General features: G+C 57.1%; 20 protein-coding genes, 1 pseudogene and 1 other annotated feature. Of the genes and pseudogenes, 13 read left to right on the top strand and 8 right to left on the bottom strand.

Annotated features, from left to right (window positions below; genetic code table 11):
• Positions 1-11 precede the first annotated feature (11 nt).
• Positions 12-609, bottom strand: a pseudogene (locus DSM25558_RS07300) (hypothetical protein).
• A gap of 357 nt (positions 610-966) precedes the next feature.
• Here DSM25558_RS07300 and DSM25558_RS07295 point away from each other — a divergent pair.
• The 7 genes from DSM25558_RS07295 (at position 967) to DSM25558_RS07265 (ending at position 7,446) form a co-directional block, all read left to right on the top strand.
• The gene (locus tag DSM25558_RS07295; RefSeq protein ID WP_077103288.1) at positions 967-2,577 is read left to right on the top strand and encodes an ABC transporter substrate-binding protein; all 1,611 of its coding nucleotides are present in this window, start codon (positions 967-969) and stop codon (positions 2,575-2,577) included.
• Between the two features lie 3 nt (positions 2,578-2,580).
• Complete coding sequence (locus DSM25558_RS07290; RefSeq protein ID WP_077103286.1) at positions 2,581-3,567, top strand: ABC transporter permease; 987 nt, start codon at positions 2,581-2,583, stop codon at positions 3,565-3,567.
• On the top strand, positions 3,567-4,394 hold the full coding sequence (locus DSM25558_RS07285; RefSeq protein WP_077103284.1) for an ABC transporter permease: 828 nt from the start codon (positions 3,567-3,569) through the stop codon (positions 4,392-4,394). The genes DSM25558_RS07290 and DSM25558_RS07285 overlap by 1 nt, the downstream gene beginning before the upstream one ends.
• Positions 4,391-5,197 carry an ABC transporter ATP-binding protein gene (locus tag DSM25558_RS07280; protein WP_077103282.1) on the top strand — a complete coding sequence of 269 codons (807 nt, stop codon included), beginning with the start codon at positions 4,391-4,393 and terminating at the stop codon, positions 5,195-5,197. The genes DSM25558_RS07285 and DSM25558_RS07280 overlap by 4 nt, the downstream gene beginning before the upstream one ends.
• A complete protein-coding gene (locus tag DSM25558_RS07275) occupies positions 5,194-5,994 on the top strand; it encodes an ABC transporter ATP-binding protein (protein ID WP_103586429.1) in 801 nt (266 codons plus the stop codon). Before DSM25558_RS07280 ends, DSM25558_RS07275 begins: the two co-directional genes overlap by 4 nt.
• Entirely contained in the window at positions 5,981-7,075 is a 1,095-nt protein-coding gene (locus DSM25558_RS07270; RefSeq protein ID WP_077103278.1) for a pyridoxal-phosphate-dependent aminotransferase family protein, read from the top strand. The genes DSM25558_RS07275 and DSM25558_RS07270 overlap by 14 nt, the downstream gene beginning before the upstream one ends.
• Before the next feature lie 188 nt (positions 7,076-7,263).
• The gene (locus tag DSM25558_RS07265; RefSeq protein WP_077103276.1) at positions 7,264-7,446 is read left to right on the top strand and encodes a hypothetical protein; all 183 of its coding nucleotides are present in this window, start codon (positions 7,264-7,266) and stop codon (positions 7,444-7,446) included.
• A gap of 246 nt (positions 7,447-7,692) precedes the next feature.
• On the opposite strand, the gene DSM25558_RS07255 is transcribed toward DSM25558_RS07265, so the two are convergent.
• The 3 genes from DSM25558_RS07255 to DSM25558_RS07245 form a co-directional block, all read right to left on the bottom strand.
• The gene (locus DSM25558_RS07255) at positions 7,693-8,880 is read right to left on the bottom strand and encodes a Gfo/Idh/MocA family protein (RefSeq protein WP_077103274.1); all 1,188 of its coding nucleotides are present in this window, start codon (positions 8,878-8,880) and stop codon (positions 7,693-7,695) included.
• Between the two features lie 15 nt (positions 8,881-8,895).
• Positions 8,896-9,951, bottom strand: coding sequence for a sugar phosphate isomerase/epimerase family protein (locus DSM25558_RS07250; protein ID WP_077103272.1), 1,056 nt, complete (start codon positions 9,949-9,951; stop codon positions 8,896-8,898).
• A 100-nt stretch (positions 9,952-10,051) separates the two neighbouring features.
• Complete coding sequence (locus DSM25558_RS07245) at positions 10,052-11,122, bottom strand: NAD(P)-dependent alcohol dehydrogenase (RefSeq protein WP_077103480.1); 1,071 nt, start codon at positions 11,120-11,122, stop codon at positions 10,052-10,054.
• A gap of 134 nt (positions 11,123-11,256) precedes the next feature.
• On the opposite strand from DSM25558_RS07245, the gene DSM25558_RS07240 reads away from it, so the two are divergent.
• From DSM25558_RS07240 to DSM25558_RS07215, 6 genes are all read left to right on the top strand, one after another.
• Positions 11,257-11,949, top strand: a complete 693-nt coding sequence (locus tag DSM25558_RS07240; protein ID WP_077103270.1) for a superoxide dismutase — start codon at positions 11,257-11,259, stop codon at positions 11,947-11,949.
• Between the two features lie 285 nt (positions 11,950-12,234).
• A complete protein-coding gene (locus tag DSM25558_RS07235; protein WP_077103268.1) occupies positions 12,235-13,833 on the top strand; it encodes an ABC transporter substrate-binding protein in 1,599 nt (532 codons plus the stop codon).
• A gap of 148 nt (positions 13,834-13,981) precedes the next feature.
• The gene (locus DSM25558_RS07230; protein WP_077103267.1) at positions 13,982-14,986 is read left to right on the top strand and encodes an ABC transporter permease subunit; all 1,005 of its coding nucleotides are present in this window, start codon (positions 13,982-13,984) and stop codon (positions 14,984-14,986) included.
• Positions 14,987-15,053: 67 nt separating this feature from the next.
• On the top strand, positions 15,054-15,920 hold the full coding sequence (locus tag DSM25558_RS07225) for an ABC transporter permease subunit (protein ID WP_371479625.1): 867 nt from the start codon (positions 15,054-15,056) through the stop codon (positions 15,918-15,920).
• Position 15,921: 1 nt separating this feature from the next.
• Positions 15,922-16,776, top strand: a complete 855-nt coding sequence (locus DSM25558_RS07220; RefSeq protein ID WP_077103265.1) for an ABC transporter ATP-binding protein — start codon at positions 15,922-15,924, stop codon at positions 16,774-16,776.
• Positions 16,773-17,618 carry a dipeptide ABC transporter ATP-binding protein gene (locus DSM25558_RS07215; RefSeq protein WP_077103263.1) on the top strand — a complete coding sequence of 282 codons (846 nt, stop codon included), beginning with the start codon at positions 16,773-16,775 and terminating at the stop codon, positions 17,616-17,618. The genes DSM25558_RS07220 and DSM25558_RS07215 overlap by 4 nt, the downstream gene beginning before the upstream one ends.
• 130 nt (positions 17,619-17,748) lie before the next feature.
• Here DSM25558_RS07215 and DSM25558_RS07210 read toward each other — a convergent pair whose 3' ends face one another.
• The 4 genes from DSM25558_RS07210 to paoC all read right to left on the bottom strand — a co-directional run bounded on the left by DSM25558_RS07210 (position 17,749) and on the right by paoC (position 25,068).
• Positions 17,749-19,215 carry a SulP family inorganic anion transporter gene (locus DSM25558_RS07210; RefSeq protein ID WP_077103261.1) on the bottom strand — a complete coding sequence of 489 codons (1,467 nt, stop codon included), beginning with the start codon at positions 19,213-19,215 and terminating at the stop codon, positions 17,749-17,751.
• Between the two features lie 69 nt (positions 19,216-19,284).
• Positions 19,285-19,340: a sequence feature (sul1 is cis-regulatory element that is thought to sense ions involved in sulfur or methionine metabolism; They are found in Alphaproteobacteria), on the bottom strand.
• A 361-nt stretch (positions 19,341-19,701) separates the two neighbouring features.
• Positions 19,702-20,691 carry a sensor domain-containing diguanylate cyclase gene (locus DSM25558_RS07200; protein ID WP_077103257.1) on the bottom strand — a complete coding sequence of 330 codons (990 nt, stop codon included), beginning with the start codon at positions 20,689-20,691 and terminating at the stop codon, positions 19,702-19,704.
• 67 nt (positions 20,692-20,758) lie between these two features.
• Positions 20,759-22,525, bottom strand: a complete 1,767-nt coding sequence (locus DSM25558_RS07195; protein ID WP_077103476.1) for a sensor domain-containing phosphodiesterase — start codon at positions 22,523-22,525, stop codon at positions 20,759-20,761.
• A gap of 344 nt (positions 22,526-22,869) precedes the next feature.
• Positions 22,870-25,068 (bottom strand): aldehyde oxidoreductase molybdenum-binding subunit PaoC, encoded by a 2,199-nt coding sequence (gene paoC / locus DSM25558_RS07190; RefSeq protein WP_077103255.1) that lies wholly within the window; start codon positions 25,066-25,068, stop codon positions 22,870-22,872.
• Between the last annotated feature and the right edge of the window lies 1 nt (position 25,069).

The following is a 25,069-nucleotide window of genomic DNA, read 5'->3' as shown; positions in this document are numbered from 1 at the left end:
AAATGATGATATCAGCGTGACGCCGTCCGGAGTCATTCGGCACAGTTGCGTCAAAGCCGCATCATATCCACCTCCCAGAATATCGACGCAACGTTTCGCCAGTCGCATCTGCTCGGACCGTGACATGTCATTATAGGAGTTGATGGCTTCGCGCACGGCACCTGGAGGGAGCGTACCTGGGTTGATAGGTCCACCGGGAACGCCCGGTGCGCCGATGCCCACGCCAACACCCACTCCGACGCCGGATGTGGCGGCAGCGCCGACAGTGGCATTGGCATTCAGTCCGCTTCGTCCGCCCACGGATGCGTTGACATCGGCATTGACGCCACTCCGTCCACCAACGCTGGCGCTGGTATTGGCATTGATGCCATTGCTTCCGCCAACAGACGCGTTGACGTCAGCACCAAGACCGCCGCCGCTTCTTCCGCCGACATCGGCACCGGCGTTGACGCCGCCACTTCCACCCACAGAGGCGCTGGCACTCACACCACCACTGTCATTGCCACCGACACTGGCACTCACGCCGCCTACACTCACGTCCAATGCCTGTGCATGAAGCGGCAAGACCAGACATGCGGTGATGAATAAAGAAGATGTTATTTTTCTCATGGCTCTCTCCTCCTTCTCGTGGGTTGTGTTGGACTTTGTCTCTCGCTCTAACCCACTGGAACAAATAATATATAAGATTTTGCTTTAATAAAAAAGAGTGATATTTAGAGATAACTAATATTTCTTGACACCAAGTCTATGCTTTGCCCCAATAAGAGACGTTGGCTGTAGGTTGACCGAGCCAGTGGGTAAAGATTTCCCCTTATCATCAATGGCTTGCAAGAATGATCCGGCTGAGTACAAGGCGTGCGTAAATCTTTGCTGTCCAGTCTTTGAATTCTCGTGGACACTGGGCTTCACGAAGCTTTACACTGCACCTTGCGGCGTCTTGACAGCCGTTTCTTTCCGGAGTCTGCCATGTCCCTCACCACGGTTTCCCGACGTTCCCTCATCAAGACAGCGGCCCTGCTGGCGGCGTCTACGACGCTTGTGCGTACCGACTTTGCATGGGCTGCGAGTACAGGCGGGCGTCTCGTGGTGGCAGCGGATTCGGAGCCGAAGAACCTCAACCCCGCCATCGTTGCATCCAACGGCGTTTTCTACATTTCCAGCAAGATCATCGAGCCCTTGGCGGAAGCGTCCTTCAAGGGCAAGGATGGGCTGGAGCCGCGCCTTGCCACCAGTTGGCAAGGGTCTGATGACGGCCTGAGCGCCACCTTCAAGCTGCGCGAAGGCGTGACATGGCATGATGGCAAGCCATTCACCTCCGCAGACGTTGCCTTCTCGGCACTGTCCGTGTGGAAGCCTCTCCAGAATCTGGGGCGTCTCGTTTTCGCCAATCTCGAAACGGTCGATACGCCGGATGACCATACCGTCGTCTTGCGCTTTTCCAGGCCGACACCATTCCAGCTGATCCGCAATGCCTTGCCTGTCGTCACCAGTGTCATTCCCAAACATCTCTACGAAGGCACGGATATCGCCACCAATCCGGCCAATACCAAACCCGTTGGCACCGGACCTTTCGTGTTTGCAGAATACAAGCCAGGCGAATATTACCGCCTCACACGCTATGACAAATATTGGGCAAAGGACGCCCCGAAGCTGGATGAAATCATCTACCGCGTGTTGCCGGATCGCGCAGGCGCTGCCTCGGCACTCGAGGCGGAAGAAATTCAGCTCGCCGCCTTCTCTGCCGTTCCGCTGTCTGATCTTGCCCGCATTGCCAAGGAACCCGGCCTGAAGGTCATTGCCGATGGCTATGAGGCGTTGACCTATCAGCTCGTGGTGGAAATCAACCATCGCCGCAAGGAACTGGCCGACCTCAAGGTGCGCCAGGCCATCGCCCACGCCATCGACAAGAAGCTTGTGGTCGACACCGTCTTCCTTGGTTACGCCAGCATCTCCACCGGTCCGGTTCCCAAGAACGCACCGCAATTCTTCACGTCTGACGTCGAGACCTACCCCTTCGATGTGGACAAGGCCAATGCGCTCCTGGATGAGGCGGGTTACAAGCCCGATGCCGACGGAACACGCTTTTCGCTGAAGCTGCTGCCTGCCCCCTATTTCAACGAGACCAAGCAGTTCGGGGCCTATCTGCGTCAGGCGCTGGCGGAAATCGGCATCAAGGCCGAGATCGTCAACAATGATTCCGCCGCACACCAGAAAGCTGTCTATACCGATCACGCCTTCGATCTTGCCGTTGCACCGCCTGTCTTCCGGGGTGACCCTGCCATTTCTACCACCATCCTCGTCAAGTCAGGCACGCCTGCCGGCGTCGGTTTCTCCAACCAGGGCGGCTATGAGAACAAGAAGCTGGATGCGCTGATCGACAAGGCCGCCGAGACCATCGATGAAAAGGCCCGCACCGAGCTCTACAAACAGTTTCAGAAGAAGGTCACGGAGGACCTGCCGCTGATCAACGTCGCCGAATGGGGTTTCATCACCGTGGCGCGCGATACCGTTGAGAACATGGCATCCAATCCGCGCTGGGCTGTCTCCAACTGGGCAGATACCGCCGTTCAGGGGTAAATATTGAAAAGGGCAGCACGCATTTTACGCCGCAGATTGTTCAGCGCCATCCCGGTGCTGATCATCGTGCTTCTGCTGACGTTCCTGCTGCTTGAAAACGCGTCTGGCGATGCCGTCGATGCCTATCTCGTCTCCATCGGCGGCGGCGATGCGGCTCTTCGGGAGACATTGCGCGGTCAATACGGGCTGGACCAGTCCATGCTCGCACGGCTGTGGCTTTATCTTTCCTCCATCGCCCGGCTGGATCTGGGCTGGTCCGTGGCCTTCGACCGCCCTGTCCTGTCGCTCATTGTGGAGCGGCTTCCCAACACGCTCTTGTTGATGGGCAGTGCCACCGCCCTTTCCTTTGCGCTCGGCTCGGCACTGGGCATCATCGCGGGTGCCAAGCCAGGCAGCTTGCAGGACCGGGCGTTGTCGACCGTGTCCCTGGCGCTTTACGCTATGCCCGGTTTCTGGCTGGGGCTGGTGCTGGTCATCGCCTTTTCAGTGAAACTGCGCTGGCTGCCGACCTCCGGCATCGAGACGATCGCATCCGGCAAGGAAGGGGTTGCGCGCGCCGCGGATGTCGCACGCCATCTCGTGCTGCCTGTCGCCAGTCTCGGCCTGATTTATCTGGCACTGTTCCTGCGCGTCATGCGCAGCGCTATGGCCGATATCTGGCGGCTGGATTTCGTCACCTTCGCCCGCTCCAAAGGCCTGTCACATGCCCGCATCGTCTTGCGACACGTTGCGCGCAACGCGGCTCTTTCGTTGGTTACCGTGCTTGGCTTACAATCGGCAGCCATGCTGGGCGGCAGTGTCGTCATCGAAAGCGTCTTTGCCGTACCCGGTTTCGGCAGGCTGGCGCAGGAAGCGGTGAGCGGGCGCGATACACCGTTGTTGATGGGCATCATCCTGACCAGCGCCGTTTTCGTCATTCTCGTCAATCTCACCGTCGATCTGCTCTATGCCCTCCTCGATCCGCGCATTGGTGCGCAAGAGGCAAGCTGATGCATATTCTTCGGCAAGTCTCCCGCAGCCCGGAAGGCCTAATCAGCCTTCTTGTTCTTCTCGTCATCGTCGCAGCCGGCATCTCCGCACCGTTCCTCTTTCCCAAAGACCCGCTCTCCATTGTCGGCGCACCGCTCATTGCACCCTTCACCAACCCGACGCTGCCCTTTGGCACGGACAGTCTTGGCCGGGATGTGCTGGCCGGGCTTTTCCACGGCGCTCGCGTCTCGCTGGCCGTCGGCATCAGTGCCGCAGCAGCAGCCCTCGTCATCGGTGCAGTCATGGGAACGTTGGCCGGTTTTGCAGGCGGCCTCATCGATGAAGCCCTGATGCGCGTCACCGATGCCTTTCAGATCGTGCCGAGCTTCCTGCTGGCGCTCGCCTTCGTCAGCACCATCGGCGCGTCGATCCCCGTCGTCATTCTCGCCATTGCGCTGGGTGCGTGGGCTGATCCGGCGCGGCTGACGCGTGCGCAGGTTCTGTCCATCCGTGAGCGCGATTACGTCGCATCCGCCCGCACCATCGGCATGCATCCGCTGGAAATCGCCTTTCGCCAAATCCTGCCCAATGCGCTCGCTCCCGTCATCGCGCTGGCGGCCATCATCGTCGCGGGTGCCATTCTCACCGAAGCGGCCCTGTCGTTTCTCGGCCTTGGAGACCCCAATGTCGTCACCTGGGGCTCGATGATATCGGAGGGACGCAACGTGCTGCGCTCCTCCCCGTTTCTTTCGATCATCCCCGGCATCGGTTTGGTGGTCACGGTTCTCGGCGTTTATCTGCTCGGCGAAGGCATCAACAAGGCATTGGCGGCAGAGGTGAAGCGATGAGCCAACCACCGCTCTGCCGCATTGAAAACCTCTCTGTCACCTATGCCGGTGCAACCCACCCTGCGCTTGACACCGTGTCCCTGTCGCTCGCACCTCATCGCCGCCTAGCCATTATCGGCGAAAGCGGCTCTGGCAAAAGTACCCTCGCGAGGCGGTTGGCCGGCCTCTTGCCAGCCAATGTCGCCACGTCCGGCAGAGTCATCTGGAACCCAGGTCCGGCGGTGGAAACCAATGCGGCCTTCCCCCGCGCCGGGCGTGATATCGGCTATGTCTTCCAAGACCCCGGTGCCAGCCTCAACCCGGTTCTCACCCTTGGCGAACAGGTCGCAGAAAGTGCCGTTCGCCACCTTGGGCTCTCGTGGAAGGAAGCGCTCGCCCATGCCCGTGATCTCCTGGAGCAGGTGCAGCTGCCGCATGCTTCCGCTCTTCTGAATGTCTATCCGCACCAGCTGTCTGGCGGCCAACGCCAGCGTGTCGCCATCGCCTGCGCCATCTCTGCTCGTCCTAAAATTCTCATCGCCGATGAAGCGACAAGCGCACTCGACACCATCACACAAGCTGCCATAACCAAGCTTCTCGACAGGTTGGTGAGCGAAAACGGCATGACGCTGATTTTCATCACCCACGACATCGCGCTGGCCTCATCGTTGGCCGACGATATCGCGGTTCTGAAATCCGGCCAGTTGCTAGAAGCGGGCAAGGCCGCCGACGTCCTTTCGAACCCCGCAACCGCCTATACGAAGCGCCTGATCGCCGCCCATCTCGATCTCTCCACGCCGCGACTGATCGAGAGCGTGCCGTGATGACGCAGCTTCTCTCGGTTGAAGGATTATCCAAGACGTACACCACGCAAGGTCGTATCACCCACGCGGTGCGCGAGGTGTCTTTCTCACTTGCGCAAGGCGAAACTCTGGGTTTGGCCGGGCCTTCCGGCTGCGGCAAGTCATCACTTGCCCGCCTCGTCATGCGGCTGATCGAACCGGAGGCGGGCAGCATCCGTTTTCAGGACCAGAATTGGCTGGCTCTCTCAAGCCAGTCGCTTCGCCACGCAAGGCGGCACATGCAGATGGTGTTTCAGGATACCCACGCCGCCTTCAACCCGCGTTCCACGGTCGGAACAGTGATCGATGAGCCGCTGCGCATCCACCACATCACGCCACCGAAAGATCGCCCTGCCGAAATTGCCGGCTTGCTGGAGCGCGTCGGTCTGCCCGGTGATTTCGCCAGCCGCCCGGTGTTGGAACTCTCCGGCGGCCAGCGCCAGCGCGTGGCAATCGCCCGTGCGCTCAGCACGCGGCCAGCGCTTCTGGTGATGGATGAAGCCGTATCCGCGCTCGATGTTTCTGTGCGCGCGCAAATTCTCGAATTGCTCGTTTCCATTCAAAGGCAAACCGGCCTTTCCTGCCTGTTCGTCTCCCACGATATCGCCGTCATCCGTGCCGTTTGCCACCGGGTCGCCATCATGGAGGCGGGCAGCATCGTCGAGTATGGTGAAACGCAACGCATCGTTTCCGCCCCACAATCTGAGACCGCACAGCGCCTGATTGCGGCAACGCAGACGCTGCACAACAAAGAGGAGCCCGACCATGCCCAACTGTGACTGGAGCCATCTGCTCGATATTCCCACCTTTCCGGCAGAAAATTATGCCGTTCTGGCAGATCGGCTGGGTGCACTTATGGGCACGAAAAACGATGTGCTGCTGATCCAGGCGGAAGCGGTTCTGGCGCTGGAAGCCGTCGCAACCAGTCTTGCGCATCCCGGCCTGAAAGCGCTCAACATCGTCACCAGCCCCTATGGAACGTGGTTTGGAAACTGGCTGGCCAGAGGTGGCGCGGATGTCATCAATCTGAGCGCCGCGCCTGCGCAACCCATCACGCTGGACGCTGTGAAAGCGCAGTTCGACAGTCACCCTGATATCGAAATACTGTCCGTCGTTCACGCGGAATCGGCAAGCGGCATTCTCAATCCGCTGGAAGAGATCGCGGCACTGGCCAGAGCACGTGGCATTCTCACCATTGTCGATGCCGTCGCCTCCGTCGGCGGCCATGCGCTGGACGTGGACCGTCTCGGCATCGATATCGCCGTCATTGGGCCGCAGAAAGTGTTGGCGGGAACAGCTGGGCTCTCCGCTATATCAGTCAGCCCAAAAGCCTGGACCCTGTTGCAACACGACAAAGCGCTGCGCATCTCTATGCTCTCCCTGCTCGATCAGAAGGAGCAGTGGCTCGATCTGGGCCGCCACGCCCTGCCCGGCACGCCCGCTCCGCTGGAATTCTTCGCGGTGCAAGCGGCGCTCGACCGGGTCGAAACGGAGGGCATCGGGCAAGTGCAAAAGCGGCATCAATTGGCGCAACAGGCCACGCGGGCCGGACTTCTGGCGCTGGGTGCACAGCTATGGGTGCCAGACCCACTCGCATCGGTCCTCGTCACCACCGCCGTTCTGCCTCCTGATATGGACCGACAGACGTTTCTGTCGCGGCGAAATATCGCCGGTGCTGATATAACGGCAGGCGTCGGCCCAGGCACTGAACGCCTCGTTCGCCTCAACCATACCGGTCAACGCGCAACCGAAGAGGCGGTGGTTGCAAACCTCACAGCATTTTCGCAGGCACTAGATGCTAACGGCCATGCAAACGATCTCGAAAAGGCTCTCGAAATCGCCACTGAAATCTATCGCTAAGCCGCGCCTCTTTAAAACCGCCGTGTTATCGCCAAGGAATGAAGCTCTGCAAATTAGCAGATTCCAGAAATGAATCTCTCAAACGTCCCCACATCAGTAACAGACTAATTCCCTCAGCAATCTTGACGAAATCGTGGCAACGCGCGAATATTTACACCTCGTTAAATATTGTGACAATGAGGGACAAAATGGTAGCTGGCTTTAATATGCTCTCCTTCGACCTGTTCGGTCTCGGTCGCAAGGCGCAGGAAGAAAAACTGAAACGCGAAAGCGGCTTCAACTCGGAACACAAAACCAAGGATGATTCCGAGCAGCACGACAGGGATCAGGAACACGAGTTGTTCTTCTGGTCGCTGTATCCTGTGATTTAGGGCGTTTCGTTAGATAGCTAAGGTTGTCGGGTGTGGCTCACCCCCATCTGCCCTGCCGGGCATCTCCCCCTCAACGAGGGAGATTGGCAAGACGCTCGCTCCTTGCTTTATCCGCAGCTTTCAAAATGGGCGAGAGCTTTTAGCGAGTCGATCTCCCCACCTGTGGGGGAGATGTCCGGCAGGACAGAGGGGGGTAAACCACACCCGTCGCCCTCTGCGGCTTGCATGACACCAAGCCTAATTGCCTCACAACTTCACCCAACCGCCATTCTGCTTGGATGAAGCGATGCAGGCTTCAACAAATGCCACGCCTTTCACACCATCATCGATGGTGGGATAAACCACAGCCTTGTCCAGTGCAGTACCATCACGCCGCGCCTCGATGGCATTCGCCGCTTCCGTATAGATCGTCGCGAAAGCTTCGAGGTAACCTTCAGGGTGACCAGAGGGAATGCGGCTGACGCGGGCCGCGGCCGCTCCGGCTCCTGCACCACCACGGGTGATCAGTTGTTTGGGCTCGCCCAGCTTGGTGAACCAGAGATAGTTCGGGTCTGCCTGCGTCCACTCGATACCAGCCTTGGTGCCATAGAGGCGCACCTTCAGGCCGTTCTCATTACCCACGGCCACCTGGCTGCACCACAGCAGGCCCTTGGCAGGTGATTTGCCATCCTTGGCCTTGAAGCGCAGCATGACATGGGCGTTATCGTCAAGACGCCGTCCCTCTACGAAAGTATGTACATCCGCTGCCAGTTCATCGGCCTCGAGCCCGGAAATGAAGCAGCCGAGATTGTAAGCATGCGTGCCGATATCACCGGTCGATCCGCCGGCACCTGACTGCGCCGGGTCGGTGCGCCAAACCGCCTGTTTGGCACCCGTTTGTTCAACCGGTTCCGCCAGCCAATCCTGCGGATATTCCATCTGCACCAGGCGGATATCACCCAACTCGCCGGTTTCCACCAGTTCGCGCGCATGGCGCGCCATGGGGTAGCCAGTGTAATTATGCGTCAGCACGAACAGCGCATTCGCCTTATCGGCCACCGCTTTCAGCTTCTTGGCATCTTCCAGATTGGAGGTCAGCGGCTTGTCGCAGATGACATGGATGCCGCGTTCCAGGAAAGCTTTCGCCGCCGGGTAGTGCACATGGTTGGGTGTGACGATAGACACTGCCTGAATGCCATCCGGCCGTGCCGCTTCCTTTTCCGCCATCTCTTCGAATGAGGCATAGCAGCGATCTTCGTCCAGACCCAGTTCCAGACCGGATGCCTTGGACTTCTCAGGTGTCGAGGACATCGCCCCCGCCACCAGCTCAAACCTGTTGTCCAGCCGTGCCGCCATGCGGTGCACACCGCCGATGAACGCTCCGGAGCCACCGCCCACCATGCCGAGGCGAATGCGGGCATTGGCCTTATCGGTTGTCTTTCCTTCGATCGTCATTTTGTCTCCTCGGATTTATGAAAGGCCGAGCATGCGGCGGTTGGCGGCATCATCGGTGCCTGATGATGCGAAGTCGTCGAACGCTTTTTCGGTAACTCGAATGATGTGCGCCTTTACGAATTCAGAGCCTTCGGCAGCACCGTCTTCCGGGTGCTTCAGCGCGCATTCCCATTCAACCACGGCCCAGCCATCGAAATCATTGGCGGCCATTTTCGAGAAGACCGCGCCGAAATCCACCTGCCCGTCGCCCAACGAGCGGAAGCGTCCAGCCCGCTCGACCCAGCCCTGATAACCGCCATAAACGCCCTGACGACCCGTCGGGTTGAACTCGGCATCCTTGACGTGGAACATCTTGATGCGGTCTTTGTAGATGTCGATATTGTCGAGATAATCCAGGCATTGCAGCACGTAATGCGAGGGATCGTAGAGCATGTTGGCGCGGCTGTGGTTCTTCACGCGCTCCAGGAACATCTCGAAGGTCACGCCGTCATGCAGGTCTTCGCCAGGGTGAATTTCGTAGCAGACATCAACGCCCTGCTCGTCGGCATAATCGAGGATCGGCGTCCAGCGTTTGGCAAGCTCATCGAAAGCTGCTTCAACCAGACCGGCAGGACGCTGCGGCCAGGGGTAAATGAACGGCCATGCGAGAGCGCCTGAAAAGGTCGCATGGGCATTGATGCCGAGATTGCGCGATGCCTTCAGCGCCATCTTGACCTGCTCGACAGCCCATTCCTGACGCGCCTTCGGGTTGCCACGCACTTCCGGTGCGGCAAAGCCATCGAAAGCTTCATCATAGGCTGGATGCACTGCCACCAGTTGCCCTTGCAAATGGGTGGAAAGCTCAGTCACCTCAACGCCGTTCTGGCGCGCGACACCAGCGAACTCGTCGCAATAATCCTTGGATTCGGCTGCCTTTTTCAGGTCTATCAACTGTCCGGCCCAAGTTGGAACCTGCACGCCAAGATAACCCTTCTCCGCCGCCCACTTGGTAATGCCGTCCCACGTATTGAACGGTGCAGCATCGCCCGCAAACTGACCGAGGAAAAGTCCCGGCCCCTTGATCGTCTTCATGAATTACTCCTCCTGCATCGATACAGTTCAGCGGTTACAGCCTCCACCCGCCACCGGCGCACAAGCTAACCGCTGATAAATTTCGTGCAACCCTCAATCATCACTGCGGCATAAGAATTTGCATCTTCACTTCGCCAGCAGGGGCGGATGCTGCGAGATCGAACGCCTTTATGCTGTCTTCGAAGTCGAACGTGCGGGTGATCAGCGGCGCGACATCAATGGCACCGGATGCCAGCATATCGACGCAACGGCCAAACACGTTCGCGTAACGGAAAACGTGCTCAACGCGGGCCTCACGGATTTGCGCCGCCACCATGTCATAGGCCACCAGCTTCGTCGGCATGCCGACGAAAACCACCGTTCCCGCTGGCCGCAACGGCTCGAACACGTGGGTAATCGCAGCTTCCGCACCGGAGCATTCGAAAATCACATCGGCTCCCCAGCCTGCTGTGGAATTCAACACTTGCTCGGCGAGGTTCTGCTCACGCACATTGACGGTTTCGACAGGGCCAAGACCCCGTGCCATGTCCAGCTTCACCGGGTCGACATCCGAAACGATAACACGCGCGCAACCGGCGGCAAGCGCCGCCAGCACCGTGACGAGACCAATCGGGCCCGCGCCGATAACGACAGCGATATCGCCCGGCTTGACCTTGGCCTGTGTCGCCGCCTGCACGCCAACGGCCAGCGGCTCCACCATCGCCCCCGCGGCAAAGGACACATTGTCAGGCAGCTTGAACGTGTAGGCGGCTGGATGCACCACAGATGCGCGCAGCACGCCGTGGATGGGAGGCGTCGCCCAGAAACGCACGGCAGGATCGAGATTATAGTGTCCGATGCGGCTTGCGCGGCTGATCGGGTCGGGAATGCCAGGCTCCATGCACACACGATCCCCCACCGAGAGGTTCGTCACGCCGGAGCCGACCTCGGTCACCGTACCGGATGCCTCATGACCGAGAATCATCGGCTCGCGCACTACGAAATTGCCGATGGCACCGTGGGTGTAATAATGCACGTCGCTGCCGCAAATACCGACGGTGTGGATGGCGATGCGCACATCATGCGGGCCGACCTGTTCGTTGAGCGGAAACGGCCGTAGCGACAGTTTTCCCAGCTCTTCCAGAACGAGCGCGCGCTCTTCACCCGTTACGGATATTCCTTGCGACTGCATGCGGTCCTCCTCGACCATGAACGATGCGTTTGCGATAACAAAACCGGGAACGGCCTTAATAAGCAAGGTCGAAAAGAAACTTTTCCTGCTCCAACCGGTTTGCTTTGCTTGGACATCAACCGGGAGAATGAGACATGTTAATGACCAGACGCGCCATTATGGCCGCCACCGCCGCATCGGCGGCGGCAGCGACGCTTTCCGCGCCATCGATTGCCCAGGCAGCACTCCCTTTTAAACAGCCGGCTTTGCCCTTCAAAGAGGATGCGCTGGCCCCTCATATCTCCGCCAAAACAGTTGGCCTGCACTATGGCAAGCACCATAAGGCCTATTTCGACAAGCTGAACACGCTCGCCAAAGGCACACCTTACGCCGACATGGAGTTGGAAGAGATCGTCAAGGCTTCTGCTGGCAAAACGGCCGACAAGAAGATTTTCAACAATGCAGCCCAGGCTTGGAACCACGTCGTGTACTGGGAGCAGTTCACACCTGGCGGCCCGAAACGCCCGGAAGGCACGGTCGCTGAAGAACTGAACGCCAGCTTTGGTGACTACGGCAAATTCATTGAAAAGGCGGTCGCGACATCCGACGAGGTCTTCGGCACAGGCTGGGTTTGGCTTACGCGTGACGACCAGAACAAGCTGGCTCTCGTCGGCTATGAAGATGGCAACAACCCCGTGGCTGTCGGCCGCCCCGCCTATCTGGGCGTAGATATCTGGGAACACGCCTATTATGTCGATTACGAAAACCGCAAGCCCGAGCATATCAAGGTGGTTCTAGAAAACCTCGTGAACTGGCGTGTGGTGGGTGATAAGATCACCAAAGCTTGAATATCTGATCCACTCGTTGTGAACGCCCCGACAAGCTCGGGGCGTTTTGCGTATACCACAATGGTTTCCGACAAAAAGACAGTGGTTAATTCCTTTCCTGCACGACAAATGATTCTAAACACTGAGCCTAAATTAGCATCAAACTCGCGGAAAGTTGAACTTTTGGTCAAAAACCACTGAATTCGCTTTGGATGCCCGCTTGAGTATGTGCAAAGATTCTTATAACCACGTTGCATCGGTAGTCGCAGAATAAGCGGGCCGGAGACAAAAATTGGGAGCTCAATCATGAGATATAAACTTGGCCTAATCGCTGCAGCGCTGCTTTCGGCGACGTGCTTTGCACCTGCGGCAAGCGCAAAAACCTTCGTATATTGCTCTGAAGGTTCACCGGAAGGTTTCGACCCGGGTCTTTACACCGCCGGCACCACTTTCGATGCCTCGGCACACACTGTTTACAGCCGCCTGCTGGAATTCGAACCCGGCACAACCAAGCCAGTTGCTGGTCTTGCCGAGAGCTGGGAAGTATCGGAAAACGGCACGGTCTACACGTTCAAGCTTCGCAAGGGCGTCAAATTCCAGACGACAGAATTCTTCACGCCAACCCGTGAACTCAACGCAGATGACGTCGTTCTGTCCATCGAGCGTCAGATCAAGACCGACAACCCATGGCACCAGTATGTACCGGGCACGTCCTGGGAATATGCCGAAGGCATGGGCTTCCCCAAGCTGATCAAGTCGGTTGAAAAAGTCGACGACATGACGGTCAAGTTTACCCTGAATCGTCCTGAAGCACCGTTCCTTGCCAACCTTGCCATGCCGTTTGCTTCGATCATTTCGAAGGAATACACTGACAAGCTGGCTGCTGAAGGTAAGCAGGCACAGTTGAACCAGATGCCAGTTGGTACTGGTCCATTCGCTTTCGTTGGTTATCAGCAGGATGCCGTCATCCGCTACAAGGCCAACAAGGAATATTGGGGCGGCGCGCCAAAGATCGATGATCTCGTTTTCGCGATCACGACCGATGCCGCCGTTCGATTCCAGAAGCTGAAGGCTGGCGAATGCCACCTGATGCCTTACCCGAACGCTGCCGACGTTTCTTCCATGAAGAAAGATCCAACCCTGACGGTTCTGGAGCAGGAAGGCCTCAACGTCGCCTACCTCGCCTACAACACCACGCAGGCTCCTTTCGACAAGCCGGAAGTCCGCAAGGCGCTGAACAAGGCCATCAACAAGAAGGCCATCGTCGACGCCGTGTTCCAGGGCATGGCAACACCTGCCAAGAACCCGCTGCCACCTACGATGTGGTCCTACAACGACAAGGTTGAAGACGACACCTACGATCTAGAAGCAGCGAAGAAGATGCTGACAGACGCAGGCGTCAAGGACCTTTCGATGAAGGTCTGGGCGATGCCGGTTTCGCGTCCATACATGCTCAACGCCCGCCGCGCTGCCGAAGTCATCCAGGATGATTTCGCCAAGATCGGCGTGAAGGTCGAGATTGTTTCCTACGAATGGGCCGAATATCTCGACCGTTCGAAGGCAAAGGACCGTGACGGTGCTGTGTTCCTCGGCTGGACCGGTGACAATGGTGATCCGGACAACTTCCTCGACACGCTGCTGGGTTGCGATGCCGTTGGCGGGAACAACCGTGCTCAGTGGTGCGACAAGGACTTCGACGCTCTCGTGAAGAAGGCCAAGATCACCACCGATCAGGCAGAACGCACCAAGCTTTACGAAGAAGCACAAGTAGTCTTCAAGAAGCAGGCACCTTGGGCCACCATCGACCACTCCTTGTCCGTCGTTCCGATGCGCAAGGAAGTCACTGGTTTCGTCCAGAGCCCGCTGGGTGACTTTACCTTCGAAAACGTAGATATCGCCGAGTAATATTCGACGCATCTGAAAATGCCGCGTGTCTTGTCTCAAGGCGCGCGGCACTTGCGTTCTGAAGCATCTCTAAACAACAAAGAAGCAGACCGAAAAGGTCGCTACTACCAGCGCATAGGTTCCTCAAGGAACAGATCGAAGGTTTCTCATGATTGGCTTTCTCGTGCGGCGCATCGCCGTGCTCATCCCGACCTTCATCGGGGTTTCTATTATCGCGTTCCTGTTCATCCGTCTTTTGCCGGGAGATCCGGTCGCCCTCTTGTCGGGTGAGCGCGTCATGTCTCCGGAGCGGCATGCGCAAATCAGCGCGGCTCTCGGCATGGACCGACCCATGATCATCCAGTATCTGGATTACCTCAAGGGAATCGTCATGGGTGACTTCGGCACGTCCATCGTGTCCAAGACGCCTATCCTCACGCAGTTCAAGGCGCTGTTTCCCGCAACCGTGGAATTGTCTTTCTGCGCCATGCTCATCGCCATCGCCATCGGCATTCCAGCTGGCATCATCGCCGCCATCAAGCGCGGATCGGCTTTCGATCAGGGCCTGATGGGCGTCGCACTTGTCGGTTATTCCATGCCGATCTTCTGGTGGGGACTGCTGCTCATCATCCTGTTTTCCGGCATCCTGCAATGGACACCGGTATCGGGCCGCATTTCGCTGATGTTCTACTTCCCGCCTGTCACCGGCTTTATGCTGATCGACTCGCTGCTGTCAGGACAAAAGGGCGCGTTCTCTTCGGCGCTCAGCCATCTCATCCTGCCGTCCATCGTGCTGGCCACCATTCCACTTGCCGTCATTGCGCGCCAGACTCGGTCTGCAATGCTGGAAGTGCTGTCGGAAGATTACGTTCGCACCGCGCGCGCCAAGGGTCTTGCCCCCTTCCGCGTCATCGGCATCCACGCGCTGCGCAATGCCATGATCCCTGTCATCACCACCATTGGTCTTCAGGTCGGCGTCATGCTGGCCGGTGCCATCCTCACCGAAACGATCTTCTCCTGGCCGGGCATCGGCAAGTGGATGGTCGATTCCGTCTTCCGCCGCGATTACCCTGTCATCCAGGGTGGTCTCCTGCTGATTGCGGGCATCATCATGGTCGTCAACCTTATCGTTGATCTCCTGTATGGCCTCATCAATCCGCGCATCCGGCATTAAAGAAGAGGATCGTTTCATGGCCGATACCGCCATTACTAAAACAGCCGAGTCGGTTTCCTCTTCCGCCATGCGCAAGCAGATGCTGAAGGAATTCTGGTTCTATTTTTCTGAAAACAAAGGTGCCGTCATCGGGCTCTATGTTTTCATCGCTCTAGTGATCGTCGCCGTCTTTGCGTCCGTCATCGCTCCCCATTCGCCCTTCCAGCAATATCGTGACTTTGTTCTGCTTCCACCCGCATGGATGGAAGGTGGCAACACTTCCTATCTGCTGGGCACGGATCCGGTTGGCCGCGATATTCTGTCCCGCCTGATTTACGGTGCGCAATATTCGCTGTTCATCGGTGTCTTCGTCACCACGCTTTCGTTGACCACGGGCATTCTGATCGGCGTCATCGCCGGTTATTACCGCGGCTGGCTGGACACGATGATCATGCGCCTCATGGACATCATCCTTGCTTTCCCGTCGCTGCTTCTCGCGCTGGTACTGGTCGCCATTCTCGGCCCCAGCCTGACCAACGGCATGATTGCGATTGCCCTGGTCTTGCAGCCGCATTTTGTCCGCCTGACCCGCGCTGCTGTGATGGCCGAAAAGAGCAAGGACTACGTCACCGCTTCGCGTTTGGCCGGTGCCGGACCAATGCGTCTAATGTTTAAGACGATCCTGCCCAACTGCACAGCCCCGCTCATCGTTCAGGCAACTTTGTCTTTCTCCAATGCCATTTTGGATGCCGCTGCACTCGGCTTTCTTGGCATGGGTGCACAGCCACCGGCCCCTGAATGGGGTACTATGCTGGCAGAAGCGCGTGAGTTCATTCTTCGCGCCTGGTGGGTCGTCACTTTCCCCGGTCTTGCCATCCTCATCACCGTTCTCGCCATCAACCTGATGGGCGATGGTCTGCGGGATGCCCTCGACCCGAAACTGAAGAGGTCCTGATATGGCACTTCTGCAAATCGATAATCTCACCGTCGAATTCGAAACGGCCAGCGGCTGGTTCCGCGCCGTGGACGGCATTTCCGTCTCGGTCGAACAGCGTGAAGTTCTCGCCATCGTCGGAGAGTCCGGCTCGGGCAAATCGGTCTCGATGCTGGCAGTCATGGGCCTGCTGCCCTGGACCGCCCGCATCACTGCCGACCGCATGCTGTTCCAGGGCAAGGATATCCAGAAGCTCAGCGCGTCCGAGCGCCGCAAGCTGATCGGCAAGGATATCGCCATGATCTTCCAGGAACCGGTGGCAAGCCTCAACCCTTGCTTCACAGTCGGCTTCCAGCTTGAAGAAGTCCTGCGCATCCATATGGGCATGGACAAGAAGACGCGCCACGCCCGCGCCATCGAGCTGTTCAAGCTCGTCGGCCTGCCCGACCCGGAAGAACGCCTCAAGCACTTCCCCCACCAGATGTCCGGTGGTCAGTGCCAGCGCGTGATGATCGCCATCGCGATTGCCTGCAACCCAAAACTGCTCATCGCCGACGAGCCGACGACCGCACTCGACGTGACGATCCAGAAACAGATCCTCGATCTCCTGATGAAGCTTCAGGCTGAAACCGGCATGGGCCTCATCATGATTACCCATGATATGGGGGTTGTGGCTGAAACGGCGGACCGCGTGATCGTGCAATACAAGGGCAAGAAGATGGAGGAAGCCGACGTGCTCTCCCTGTTTGAGAACCCCAAAAGCAACTACACCAAGGCGCTTCTGGCCGCCCTTCCTGAAAATGCGACGGGTGATCGCCTGACCACCGTGTCGCAATTCTTCGATGGCACGCCAGCAGCTGCGGGAGAACAGGCATGACCGACACCAAAACCATGCTCGAAATCCGCAATATGAAGCGTGATTATCATCTTCCGGGCGGCTTCATGAAGAAAGCCAAGACCATTCATGCGGTCAAGGGCGTGTCTTTTTCGCTCGAAACCGGCAAGACTCTGGCCATCGTTGGCGAAAGCGGTTGCGGAAAATCTACGCTCGCTCGTATGTTGACCTTCATCGATGAACCGACATCCGGCGATCTTCTGATCGACGGCCAGAAGGTCGATACCCGTCCCGGTCATCTGACATCCGAAATGCGCCAGAAGGTGCAGATCGTGTTTCAGAACCCTTACGGCTCGCTCAACCCACGCCAGAAAATTGGCGACGTGCTAGGCGAACCGCTGCTGATCAACACCAAGCTGTCCGCAGCGGAACGCCGCGAGAAGGCCAACGATATGCTGGTGCGCGTGGGTCTGGGACCGGAACACTATAATCGTTACCCGCACATGTTCTCCGGCGGTCAGCGCCAGCGTATCGCTATTGCCCGTGCGCTGATGCTGAACCCGAAACTGCTGGTGCTGGACGAGCCTGTCTCGGCGCTCGACCTTTCGGTGCAGGCACAGGTGCTCAACCTGCTGTCCGACCTTCAGGATGAGTTCGGCCTCACCTACGTCTTCATTTCCCACGATCTATCCGTGGTGAAATACATCGCGGACGAAGTGATGGTGATGTATTTCGGTGAAGCGGTGGAATATGGCACTCGCGAGGAGGTCTTCTCCACCCCGCAGCATTCCTACACGCGCTCGCTATTTGCAGCGACACCCAAAGCAGACGTAGATTCCATCCGCGCCCGCCTTGCCGCCAAGGCTTTGGCGAAGGCCGGTTAAGATGAACGAGAGCCTGGCACAACCAGGCTCTCACTTCGCCTTTCAAACATGGTGATTTGAGTCAGGCTCCGTGGACGCAATGTCCCACAGCCGCCGCGCCAAAGCCGATCATAATCCAGACGACCTCCACTCAGAGGTCTTTGAGGCTCACCCCGCCGTTGAGGCTACCAATCAACGTCGCACTGGCGTCATTTGCGCCGACAACGGTGACGGGGATGTCATGCTTTTGGAAACGATCCACGACTTTATCCAATGCGGCCACTGCGGTGATGTCCCAGAAATGAGCCCGCGAGACGTCGATCAGGACTGTCATGCCATCGGCTTCCTCAATGTCAAACGCATCCACGAAGACGTCCGCTGACGCGAAGAAGACTTGGCCTGATACCCGATACGTCAAACGGCGCGCGACATCATCTCGCTCGGCATCGACCTGCAACAGTCGGGCAACCTTGAATGTGAAAAACACACCGCTGAGAAGGACGCCAACTGTTACACCCAAGGCGAGATTGGCACTGAGCACCGTTACGAGAACGGCCACAACCATCACCACACTCGACATTTTGGGGTGTACAACCAGGGTTTTCAGAGATGACCAATCGAACGTATCGACGGACACCATGACCATAATGGCAACCAACGCCGCAACGGGGACTTGAGAAACCCAAGGCTTCAAAAGGACCATCAGCACGAGCAGAAACGCGCCTGCGAATAGAGTGGAAAGGCGGCCGCGACCGCCATATTTAACGTTACTGACAGTCTGACCGATCATACCGCACCCGGCTATGCCGCCAAACAGGCTTGCGGCTGTGTTGGCTATGCCAAGGCCTGTGCATTCGCGGTTCTTCGAGCTGGGCGTACCCGTCAGATCGTCGACGACGCTTGCCGTCATCATGGATTCGAGCAAGCCAACCATAGCGATGGCGAGTGCTGGCCCTGCAATGGTTTTCAGAGTTTCCAAAGTCAGGGGAACTGCTGGCCAACTGAAGATCGGAAGGCTGTCGGGCAATTTCCCCAGATCTGCAATCGTCATGACGGGAAGTTGCAACGACACGGATGCCGCCGTGAGAACGAGAATACAGATCAGCGGTGAAGGGATGGTCCTCGTCAGCCTGGGAACGAGATAAATGATGGCAAGACCGGCTGCGAGCATGCCGTAAGCCAAGACGTCGCCGCCAATAATGTGCGGAAGTTGAGCCCCGAAAATAAGGATCGCCAGCGCGTTGACGAAGCCTGTACGGACGGATTTTGAAACAAACCGCATCAGAACACCGAGACGGAGCAGCCCGAACAGAATTTGCAGCACGCCCGCAAGCAAACCGGCGGCAAAGAGGTAAGCCAGCCCGTGTGCGTGAACCAAGGGTGCTGCGACCAGCGCCACTGAGCCGGCGGCGGCCGAGATCATGGCGGGGCGACCGCCAGTGAAAGCGATCACGATGCCAATGACGAAAGACGCAAACAAGCCGACCTGCGGGTCGACACCTGCGACGAAGGAAAATGCGATGACCTCCGGTATCAGCGCGAAGGTCGCGACCGCTCCGGCGAGCATCTCTCGAGTTGGATTGGCAAACCAATCCCGGCGAATAGAGGTAAATTGCATGTGTTGAAGTCCCGCAAGGCATGCGAATGCGCTCTTAAGAGCGTTCCATTGAAAGGCATGCAGTTATTGCGTTGTCTGGCGGATCGGCGGCCAGAAGAGCCACCCGGAATCTCACCGGGTCCGTGGTGATACTCCTTAAATATCGAATAAATCTTGCGATGCAACACGTAATCGAGAGCGAATGGGGAGAACCAGAAAATGCGAGGGAAACTGCTATGTGTTGGCGACCAACCCTTGTTGAGTGCTCTTATCTCAAAAGCAGTCCAAGACGGTCTGCCTTACAGCGCAGAATATCGTGTCAGAAACGCGCTGAACGAGTTCGAATTTGTGATGGCTGTCGGTCGGTGTTTCCGTGATCCTGCCGGAAATCCATCTCTCTACTCAGGTATCATCTAGCCTGTAAGAGGGCTTCAGTAGCAGTTTCGGTAACGACAAGGCGCAGTTCCGGTACTTACGGAATTGGCGTCTGGGGCCACGACAGCGGAACTAGGCTGTCACCGCGCCAGATAGAAGCTGTGGTTCGTTTGCAGCCTCGAACGAACGATCAAACCAGGCCCAGCGGTCTTTATCGTTGCGCTTCATACGATAAAGCGCCTGATCGGCCGCGTGCAATAGCGCCTCCAGATCCCCCGCATGATGCGGGTACAGACTGGCACCAACTGTCGCCCCCACTTTTATCGTCTGATTTTGAATGGTGAAAGGGGTGGCAAAAGCCTCTGCAATTCGCTGGCATATTTTTTCGGCGACAGCCTGGTCTTGGAGATCGGTGAGCAGGATGACGAACTCGTCGCCGCCCATTCTCACCACCGTATCATCATTGCGAACCGATTGGCGAAGCCGGGTTGCTACCTTTTTGAGAACTTCGTCACCGGCAGCGTGGCCAAAATAATCGTTGATAGGTTTGAAGTTGTCGAGGTCTATCATCAGAAGCGCGACCATGGCACGCGAACGGTCCATGTCACTTTTTGCCATCTCAGCGTCCCAGCGTTCCTGAAGAACGCGTCTGTTGGCAAGTCCGGTCAAAGGATCTTCGTAAGCTATGCGTCGCAGTGTGGTTTCGGCCAGTTTTTGAGAGGATAAGTCTTCGAACGTCGCAATGCCCAAGCCGAAGTCGTGCAGAACGATGCCTCTATGAAGCACAGGCACCATGTCTCCGTCGTCATGCCTGACCCGCACTTCGAAGGGTTCTATCTCTGTTATGCCCTCACCTTCGGCAATCCAAAGGCACTCCCAACGCTGCCGCGCCTGTTCGCGCTCGGTCTCGTCAATATAGGTTTCGTCGATCCATTGATCGACCGTGGCGAAATGCCCGTTTTGATATCCGAACGTTTTCGTAAAGGCTCGATTGACGAACCGCACGTGGCCGTCGGCTAAGGAAGTCCAGGAAAGCGGTATCGGTAGAGCATCGAGGATGATCAGGAGCTCGTCGTCGAGCCTATGTGTACCACTGACCATTCGCTCAAAAATATGTTTCATGTCATCACCCTTTCTTAGGGTCCGGTCCAAGAGACGTGGCGAAACAACACATTGCGTAGGGGCGAATCTATCCAGCCAGTAGGGCCGCGGGACGTTCACGCTCCATCAACCAATCGAACAGTGTTTCGCTTCTGACAGGGCGCGATAACCAGAAACCCTGGATCTCATTGCATCCCATAAGCTCCAGCAGGTTTGCCGCCTCTTGCGTTTCCACACCCTCCGCGACAACCCGGTATCCAAGGCTGTGGGAAAGATCGATCATCGAGCGGACAAGCACCCTTTCACGATGCCCGTTCTCCATGTCAGCCACGAAAGAGCGGTCTATCTTGACGACATCGGCTGGTAGTTTCTGCAAATAGGCAAGGCTGCTATATCCGGTTCCAAAATCATCGATGGCGAGTTGCACGCCCGCCGCCTTTAGTTGATTGAGAAGATCGAAGGCACCTTCAGTTTCCTTCATCATCACGGTTTCGGTCAGTTCGAGCTCAATCTGGTCAGCTTTTACATCGAAGCGTTCGAGCTTCGCCATCAGTCTTTCGAGAAAGTCCTGCTCCTCGAGGTTGAGGGCGGAGAGGTTGAGCGAAAGCTTGAATCGCAGTCCTTTTTTGGCCCATGACGCAATATGTGCCATGGCTTCATCCATGACCCAGTCGGTCAATTCTCGAGCGAAAGCGGAAGCTTCTACAACGGGAATGAATTCGACAGGCGAGATAGGGCCGAGTACCGGATGGTCCCATCGCAACAATGCTTCCGCGCTGCAAATATGACCCGTGGCCAAGTCGATACGTGGCTGGAATACCAGCGATAACTGGTCTGGCGCAGCTAGTGCCGAACGAAAATCCTGCAGAATTCTGAAATTGCGTCGGTGGCGCAGATCCATCGCCGGGGAAAACAGTTCGATCTTTGCTGCACTTTCGCGCGCATCTTGAACAGCACTTTGCAAAGATCTCAAAACATCTTCCGGCGGTGTCATCTGTGGATCGTAAGAAACAATTCCGATGGCCGACGTCATGGAGATTGGAGTCTCGGCGTTGCTGTCGATTTGGCAAAGCAACTCCTTCAGCGAAGCCATGTAGCTCTCGACGCCGTCATTTTCAGGCGCAATGAAAGCAAACTGCATTGGCCCGACATGATAAGGCACCGTGGAAATCCCGACATGCTGCCTTAGAAGACCGGATACGGCCTGGATCACGTTATCCAGGTAAGATGGGCCAAGCACGCGCGAAAGACGTTCAAACTGTTCGGTTTGCGCAAGGTCGAGCAAACTTATGATGCGTTCACCCTTATCCACGCTGAGCGCCAAATCCGACAAATCATTGATGAGCTGAAACCGGTTTGGAAGACCGCTGGAGGGCTCTATGCGTCCAAGTGCGTGTGTCAGCTCCACCTGGTCCATGACCATTGCAGCGAGGTCGCACAATGTCGCCATCTCTTTTTCCGTGATCTCGCGCGGTTCCGTGCCGAGTACACACAAGGCACCCAACCCAAAGCCATCGACCGTCACCAGAGGCGCGCCCGCATAAAAACGAATACCGGCGCTGCCCAGCGTGCTTTCTGCGTAAGTGTCGTCCTGCTGAAAATCCCGGATGACGAACGGCTGTTTTGTTTCCGCGACGTTGGCACAGGGCGCTTTATCACGGGGAATTTCATTATGATCGACGCCGACCTTGGACTTGAACCATTGCCGGTTTGTGTCAGTCAGCGACACCGCGGCAATTGGAAGTCCGAAAATGTCGGCCGCAAGTCGGGTGATCCGGTCGAAGTTCTCACTGGGAAGGGTATCGAGCAACCGCAAATTTCTAAGGCTTGCAAGGCGTGCAATCTCGTTCTGCATTATAAAATCCATGGCAAGGCCGTCGTACATACTCGTACGTTCGCGGTACACAAGTTGGGGTCGGGGTCATTTTTAATGCAGCGATGCCGACGGCTTGGAACCCATCTCAGGGAGGCATGACCGGACAGTGTTGGGCATCATGCCCAAGCCATTTCGTTTATTTTCGTCTAAAAACGTTCTACGCGATAATAATTGAATCATACATAAATCGTTCCCTGACAGTTCCAGACATGGTTAGGGAACGGTAAGAACATACGGACAAATGCCAGCTTTGATCGTCAAATCGAGTGGCGGCCTGCCTCTTCATCAATCGAAGAAACAGGCCGGCTCTCGATATGTTTGACTCAAGCGACGGCGGGCAATCCGTCGATCAGCTTGTCCAGTGTTATCGGATAGTGACGCACGCGGACGCCCGACGCATTGTAGATCGCGTTCGCGATAGCAGCAGACACGCCGCACAAACCAAGTTCACCGACACCCTTAGCTTTCATCGGCGATGACATTGGGTCTGTTTCATCGAGAAAGATCACGTCCTGATGCGGAATGTCAGCATGAACGGGAACTTCGTAGCCTGCGAGATCGTGGTTGACGAAGAAACCGCGATTTTTGTCCACAGAGAGCTCTTCCGACAATGCGCCACCGGCACCCATCGTCATTGCCCCAATAACCTGGCTTCGCGCAGTAATGGGGTTGAGTATTCTTCCCGCAGCGCAAACCGCCAGCATGCGACGGATTCGCGTCTCGCCGGTTGCGATATCGACACCCACTTCCACGAAGTGTGCTCCAAAGGTGGATTGCTGGTGGGTTTTCGTGAGGTCACCCCACTCCATCTTGTCCTCGCCAACCAAACCATCGGCACCCGCCGCCTCGGCAAGCGGCACCGTGCGATTGCCTGATTTGACCATGCCATCTTCGAAAACAGCATCTTCAGAATTAAAACCGACCTTCTGGGCGATCGCCTCGCGAAGTTTGACACAGGCAGCATAAACACCGGAGGTCGATGAATTGGCCCCGAACTGCCCGCCTGACCCCGCAGAGATCGGGAAACGGGAATCGCCAAGTTCCACGGCTACTCTACCCACTGCGACACCCATCATTTCGGCAGCGGTCTGCGCGATGATCGTATAGCTGCCGGTACCGATATCGGTCATGTCGGTCTGCACCGTGATGATGCCATCCTTGCCGAGCTTAACCCGCGCGGCGGAAGGAAGCACGAGATTGTCACGAAAGGCAGCGCCCACGCCCATACCGATCAGCCAGTTGCCTTCGCGTCTGGACGCCACCTTCGGCCGGTTGTTCCAGCCGAAACGCTCAGCGCCAAGTTTGAGACATCCGATGAGATCACGATGCGAAAAGGGACGTTTGGGATTTTCCGGATCGACTTGCGTATCGTTGATGATACGGAACTCGATTGGGTCGATTCCGACCTTTTCAGCCATTTCGTCCACGGCGATTTCGAGCGCCATCAAGCCGGGTGCCTCGCCCGGCGCACGCATTGCGTTGCCTTCAGGCAGGTTCAAGGTAGCCAGACGCATTGCCGTCATGCGGTTTGCGCCCGCATAGAGAAGACGCGTCTGGTTGACTGCAGTTTCTGGCGCTCCGTCAGGAAGATTGCCCGACCAGCTTTCATGCGCAATTGCAGTAATCCTGCCGTCTTTGCCAGCGCCAATCCGAATGCGCTGGATAGTTGCCGGACGATGCGTGGTGTTGTTGATCATCAAGGGGCGGGGCAAGGCCACTTTGACTGGACGACCAACTTCCTTCGCACCAAACGCGGCCAACACCGCATCGGCCCGGAGAAACAGCTTTCCGCCAAATCCGCCACCGATGAAGGGTGACATCAGGTGTATCTTGTCTTTTTCCACGCCTAGCGTGGTTGCCAGATCAGACCGCCACCAGTCGATCATCTGACTGGAAGTCCACAGGGTCAACTCGTCTCCATTCCACGCAGCGATAGAAGCGTGCGGTTCCATCATCGCATGAGACTGGTCTGGTGTTGTGTAGGTCTGATCGAAAGTGACGTCAGCGGAACGAAAAGCGCCATCGAAATCACCCACTGCGCTGTCGGGCTTTTGGGACTCATCCGGCTTTTCAGCCGATGCCTTTTGCGCCTCCAGATCGAATACACCCTTCTCTTCCGCATAAACGACCTTTATAAGAGATGCGGCGGCACGGGCCTGCTCGAAACTCTGGGCGACCACAAGCGCGATAGCTTGGTGATAATGCTCGATTTCATCTCCACCAAACAAATTGGCGGTGTTGTATTCGCCTTTTTCGCGTTTCCCTACGTCAAGTGCAGTGATCACCGCAAGTACACCTGGCGCAGCTTTGGCTGCGGACACGTCCATGGATGTGATCTTGCCCTTAGAAATGGCGGCCCCGACCGGGTAACCGTAAGCATATTTATGATCCGGGTCGTGCCACTCATAGGCATACATTGCGCGACCTGTCGTCTTCAGCTCACCATCGATACGATGGATCGGCTGACCGACGACTTTGAGACGATCGATGGGGTTTGTCGTTGCTGGTGTATCGAACTTCATG

This window comes from Agrobacterium sp. DSM 25558, assembly GCF_900100825.1.
GTDB lineage: Bacteria > Pseudomonadota > Alphaproteobacteria > Rhizobiales > Rhizobiaceae > Agrobacterium.
This window is presented reverse-complemented; position numbering and strand designations above follow the sequence as displayed.

Coding starts and splice junctions, on each gene's coding strand:
- DSM25558_RS07195 (WP_077103476.1), bottom strand. CDS start 22,525: ATGCAGAACGAGATTGCACGCCTTGCAAGCCTTAGAAATTTGCGGTTG.
- DSM25558_RS07235 (WP_077103268.1), top strand. CDS start 12,235: ATGAGATATAAACTTGGCCTAATCGCTGCAGCGCTGCTTTCGGCGACG.
- DSM25558_RS07200 (WP_077103257.1), bottom strand. CDS start 20,691: ATGAAACATATTTTTGAGCGAATGGTCAGTGGTACACATAGGCTCGAC.
- DSM25558_RS07245 (WP_077103480.1), bottom strand. CDS start 11,122: ATGCAGTCGCAAGGAATATCCGTAACGGGTGAAGAGCGCGCGCTCGTT.
- DSM25558_RS07210 (WP_077103261.1), bottom strand. CDS start 19,215: ATGCAATTTACCTCTATTCGCCGGGATTGGTTTGCCAATCCAACTCGA.
- DSM25558_RS07295 (WP_077103288.1), top strand. CDS start 967: ATGTCCCTCACCACGGTTTCCCGACGTTCCCTCATCAAGACAGCGGCC.
- DSM25558_RS07220 (WP_077103265.1), top strand. CDS start 15,922: ATGGCACTTCTGCAAATCGATAATCTCACCGTCGAATTCGAAACGGCC.
- DSM25558_RS07230 (WP_077103267.1), top strand. CDS start 13,982: ATGATTGGCTTTCTCGTGCGGCGCATCGCCGTGCTCATCCCGACCTTC.
- paoC (WP_077103255.1), bottom strand. CDS start 25,068: ATGAAGTTCGATACACCAGCAACGACAAACCCCATCGATCGTCTCAAA.
- DSM25558_RS07250 (WP_077103272.1), bottom strand. CDS start 9,951: ATGAAGACGATCAAGGGGCCGGGACTTTTCCTCGGTCAGTTTGCGGGC.
- DSM25558_RS07240 (WP_077103270.1), top strand. CDS start 11,257: ATGTTAATGACCAGACGCGCCATTATGGCCGCCACCGCCGCATCGGCG.
- DSM25558_RS07270 (WP_077103278.1), top strand. CDS start 5,981: ATGCCCAACTGTGACTGGAGCCATCTGCTCGATATTCCCACCTTTCCG.
- DSM25558_RS07255 (WP_077103274.1), bottom strand. CDS start 8,880: ATGACGATCGAAGGAAAGACAACCGATAAGGCCAATGCCCGCATTCGC.
- DSM25558_RS07285 (WP_077103284.1), top strand. CDS start 3,567: ATGCATATTCTTCGGCAAGTCTCCCGCAGCCCGGAAGGCCTAATCAGC.
- DSM25558_RS07215 (WP_077103263.1), top strand. CDS start 16,773: ATGACCGACACCAAAACCATGCTCGAAATCCGCAATATGAAGCGTGAT.
- DSM25558_RS07265 (WP_077103276.1), top strand. CDS start 7,264: ATGGTAGCTGGCTTTAATATGCTCTCCTTCGACCTGTTCGGTCTCGGT.
- DSM25558_RS07280 (WP_077103282.1), top strand. CDS start 4,391: ATGAGCCAACCACCGCTCTGCCGCATTGAAAACCTCTCTGTCACCTAT.
- DSM25558_RS07225 (WP_371479625.1), top strand. CDS start 15,054: ATGCGCAAGCAGATGCTGAAGGAATTCTGGTTCTATTTTTCTGAAAAC.